Source organism: Lutispora sp. (genome assembly GCF_041687175.1).
Lineage (GTDB): Bacteria > Bacillota > Clostridia > Lutisporales > Lutisporaceae > Lutispora.
On sequence record NZ_JAWLCK010000185.1, the window covers coordinates 1 to 3,994 of the forward strand.

At 40.2% G+C, this 3,994-nt stretch carries 4 protein-coding genes and 1 pseudogene; 1 reads left to right on the plus strand and 4 read right to left on the minus strand.

Features of this window, described 5'->3' with window-relative positions; translation table 11 throughout:
• The 3 genes from ACESM9_RS14870 to ACESM9_RS14880 form a co-directional block, all read right to left on the minus strand.
• On the minus strand, positions 1-723 hold a 723-nt coding region (locus ACESM9_RS14870; RefSeq protein ID WP_373000474.1), incomplete at its 3' end, for a M42 family peptidase.
• A 17-nt stretch (positions 724-740) separates the two neighbouring features.
• Positions 741-1,013: a ferredoxin family protein gene (locus ACESM9_RS14875; protein WP_373000477.1), complete on the minus strand. Its 273-nt coding sequence runs from the start codon at positions 1,011-1,013 to the stop codon at positions 741-743.
• Complete coding sequence (locus ACESM9_RS14880) at positions 1,013-2,950, minus strand: FAD-dependent oxidoreductase (RefSeq protein WP_373000480.1); 1,938 nt, start codon at positions 2,948-2,950, stop codon at positions 1,013-1,015. The genes ACESM9_RS14875 and ACESM9_RS14880 overlap by 1 nt, the downstream gene beginning before the upstream one ends.
• Before the next feature lie 180 nt (positions 2,951-3,130).
• On the opposite strand from ACESM9_RS14880, the gene ACESM9_RS14885 reads away from it, so the two are divergent.
• Positions 3,131-3,790: a GntR family transcriptional regulator gene (locus ACESM9_RS14885; RefSeq protein ID WP_373000483.1), complete on the plus strand. Its 660-nt coding sequence runs from the start codon at positions 3,131-3,133 to the stop codon at positions 3,788-3,790.
• 15 nt (positions 3,791-3,805) lie between these two features.
• On the opposite strand, the pseudogene ACESM9_RS14890 reads toward ACESM9_RS14885, so the two are convergent.
• Positions 3,806-3,994 (minus strand): annotated as a pseudogene (locus ACESM9_RS14890) (amidohydrolase); the annotation flags it as partial.

Below are 3,994 nucleotides of genomic sequence, written 5' to 3' on the forward strand. Positions count from 1 at the left end.
CTTTATGCCTGTTCCTTCTCCCAAGGTATTGCTTCCTTCCAAGTCACAGGGATAATCATGAGCAGGCGTAATATCCACAGCTATACCTATATCCGGCTGTAACCTCTGGGCCGCAACCTTTGCTCCTCTGCAACCCAACTCCTCCTGTACGGTAAAAACAAGATATACATCATTATAGGGCGTTCCCATCTCCATAAGCGCCTTAATCATTACATAACAGCCAGCCCTGTTGTCAAGAGCCTTAGCGGTTATGTTATTTCCCTTAAGCTCTGCATAGTGGCCTATATAGCTTGCCACATCCCCTACCTTTACAAATTCCATGGCTTCTTCTTTGGATTTTGCACCAATATCTACGCAGAGCTTTGTGAAATCTCCTTTTACATTTTCCATAGGAGTGGTGCTGTTAACGATTCCTATTACACCGTTTCTAAATCTAACCCTGCTCATATATGTGGTTTCAGCCCATAAAAATCCCAAGGTCTTGACTTTTATGAGACCTGAGGACTCTATCTTGGTAACTTGAAGCCCAATTTCATCCATATGGGCAGCAGCCATTATTTTTTTCTTATCCTCACCAGAACCTTTCTTGTAAACAATCAGATTGCCTATGGCATCCACCATGATTTCATCTGCATAATCCTTAACAATATCCTTTATATACTCTCTTGTTTCCTTCTCATAACCGCTTACACCGAATACTTGGGTTAAATCCTTCAGCAACATTTTTTTCACCTCTCAAATCATTCATTATCCTGCTTCATCAAAAGCTTTTTGTCTATCCAGTGAACTCTATTCATAAGGGGATGGCGAAGCTTTATAGCATCCTCTACGGGACACTCCATTACGCAGCAGCCGCAATACCAGCACTCGCCGGGATAGGCAACTATAGGATGTTTGCCTTTCTCCGGATTTGGAAGAAATATGTCCACCTGGCATATCTCCATACATCTATTGCAGCCTATGCATTTGCTGCTATCAAAAATTATTGGATTCGCTGCAGGCATTTCTCTCATTACCTATCACCCCTTATATAATCTTGATTATACTTTTCATAATTCTCCTTCAAATCACCGAAATAGTCAACAGCTACTTCCCTTGTAACAGCTTTTCCATTGGATTGTCTTATGACTATAAGTTTATCTTTTGAAGATTCATCTTCTATGCTGTCTCCTCTTTTAAAATACAAGGGTTTCATACTTATTTTCCTTGCCAGCGAAGCCTCTATTATTATTTGAGATACTGTAAGTATATCAAATACCTCCAGAAGCCTTGTCAACTCATGGGGATTATATGCGAAGGTCTGAGGTACTATCTTTTCTTCATATTCCTTAAGCCTGGATAATCCCACCTTCAATAAATCATCATATTTAACTTCACCGCAATAATTCTGCATGGTCTTAGCTATAGCCATATTTAGTTCCTTCCAACCAATACTCATGTCAGGATCATTTTTCAATGGCGCATATACTCTGTTTTTCTCCTCCTCAATTTGCTGTATGTCCCACTTCTTCAGCTCATTGACTGCTGCATATTTGGCAGCGTGTCTTCCTGCATAATATCCTGTAGCAGCTGCATGCCCATAGCAATCCGAAGCATAGAGTGCATCTCCGGCAGCATACAAGCCTTCAATATTAGTACTCAATGTCCAGTCATTGAAGAAGCCCCCCGGTAAACCGAATAACTGCCTCTCCTGAGGTAAGAAACTGGCAGAAGTCCATCCGGTTCCGTAGCACTGCAATACATGTTTACTGGGATCAAAACCTGCTTTAGTATAGTTTCCGTATATAGGTACCTTGGTCTTGCCTTCTTCACCTACCATCATACCCCAGATGACTTTTCTCTCTTCTTCCGGTAATTTAGTCAAATCTGCGTAAAAAGGAAGCTTGTAGCCTTCCTCTATCATCTTTGAAAAAGGTAGAGTCTCAGGCCCTTCTATTTCATATTTGGGGAAGTCAATGCCTCCTCCCTTCATGAAAAACTTCTGGCCTTTGGCAGGTCTGAACCTGTCCTTCACATCCTCTAGTATGTTTCCATCCCTGTCTGCATAAGGAATTTCTTTGCCTCTTGAATCAATAATGGAAGCTGCATACCAGGTGTTGTGGTTGTTGCCGGCTCCATAGGGAGGATAACTCCTGCCGGAGGCAGAAAACTCTGCAGGCACGGACTTCTCCATCATGTTAAACTCGGCACCAGCTCTCCATCCCATAGCATGTCCATCTCCAATACATTGGGGAGGTCTGAACTCACACAATCCGGGGAGTTCGGGAGAAAAGAGCCATACCCTTGCAGGTCTGGACATACACATGATACTGGACTTGGCATTGAATATATAGAATTTGCCTGTTCTGGTATGGATGCCTGTGGCTCCCACACATCTTGCACCTTGAGCTCCTCCCTCTGTCAGCAGTGATGTTACCATAACCCTATCCACAATATTGACACCTAATCTTTTTAGTTCCTTATACATAGCAGGCTTGAAAGTGGTTCCCCAGATTCTCAATGTAAATCTGTTCTCATAATCGTAGGCAAACATCAGCTTAGTCTCATCATCGCGGAACTCAGCTCCAACAAATTCGTCCTCAGTATCTCTGATTTTTCCACCCATTTTTTCTATATCAAGAAGCCTGTCATATCCTTCTCTACATTCTATATAGTGTGAAATTCCATTATTGAATCCTTCATTATCATGAAGCATGGCCTGTGTCAATTCCTCTGGTGTCACCTTGGAACAAGGGTTGGTTGCTGCAGACTCCCAATGGTCACAACCTGACCCTCCTGCTCCACTCCTTTTGGTCGCACCTTTCTCAACCAATACAACTTTTTGCCCTGCCCTGGCAGCAGCGATGGCAGCCATACACCCTGCTATGCCTCCACCAAGGACTAAAACATCAGCGTTTATTATTTCTTCCTTATCATATTCCAGAGGATAAGGCCATTTATAATCATACATCCATATCCCTCCCGAATTTACATATTTATTTATCCATATGTTATCACATGCTTATGCACATTACAATATATATTTGACATTTTGCAAAATATTAAATATATGTTGCTTCAAATATATTTCTATGCTAGAATATGTAATTAATGAGAAAAGTTAAATAATAGGATGTTAGGAGAATAGATTATGATTGAAGTTATAAAAACTACGCTGGGAGACCAGATTTATTCAATATTGAGAGAGGATATCATCAGTCAGAGAATAAAATGTGGAGAAAAGCTGACTTTAAAAGCACTTCAGGAGAGATTCGATATCAGCTCTACTCCTATAAGAGAGGCAATCAAAAGGCTGAGCCAGGAAGGCTTGGTTGAGCATGTGACAAATGTAGGAGCCAAAGTCATTGACATTAAGGAAAAGGATATAATTGAGATATATGATTTCTGTGCAGTATTAGACTCTGCCGCTTTAAAATACGCTATGAGAAACAGTGAATATGAGGAATTGGTCTATGAGCTGGAGAATTGTATAAAGTCTCAGGAAATATCTCTGAATAGCGACAATATAAAGAACTTCAAACTTCATTCTGACAACTTCCATGATATATTATATAAATATGCAGATAACTCAAGACTATACGATGCAGCCAGAAGCATAAGGAGCCAGTTCACTATATTGACGAATAAATACCAGAACTTTATTGACGCAGAAACAACGGTGCTGTCTGAGCATAAGGAATTATTGGAAGCAATAAAATCTAAAGACATAGAAAATGCCTCATCTATTATGACAAGGCATTTCGAAAATGCAAAGAATTATTTACTTCAAGCTATTAAAGAGGGTAATTAATGACTTATTATCATACTATTTCTTCAATAGTGCCAGTAGATTTTCTACCTGCATAAGAACACCTGTTTTTATGCAACTTTCATCAATATCAAAATCCTTGCTGTGTAAAGGGGCTGTTATGCCCATTTTTTTATTGCCGCAACCTAAATGGTAAAAGGCACCTTTCGCTTCATTGATAAAATATGAGAAATCCTCTGCTCCTAG

Bases quoted from the DNA above. Each gene is read 5' to 3' on its own strand.
- ACESM9_RS14875 (WP_373000477.1), bottom strand. From the start codon at position 1,013: ATGAGAGAAATGCCTGCAGCGAATCCAATAATTTTTGATAGCAGCAAA.
- ACESM9_RS14880 (WP_373000480.1), bottom strand. From the start codon at position 2,950: ATGTATGATTATAAATGGCCTTATCCTCTGGAATATGATAAGGAAGAA.
- ACESM9_RS14885 (WP_373000483.1), top strand. From the start codon at position 3,131: ATGATTGAAGTTATAAAAACTACGCTGGGAGACCAGATTTATTCAATA.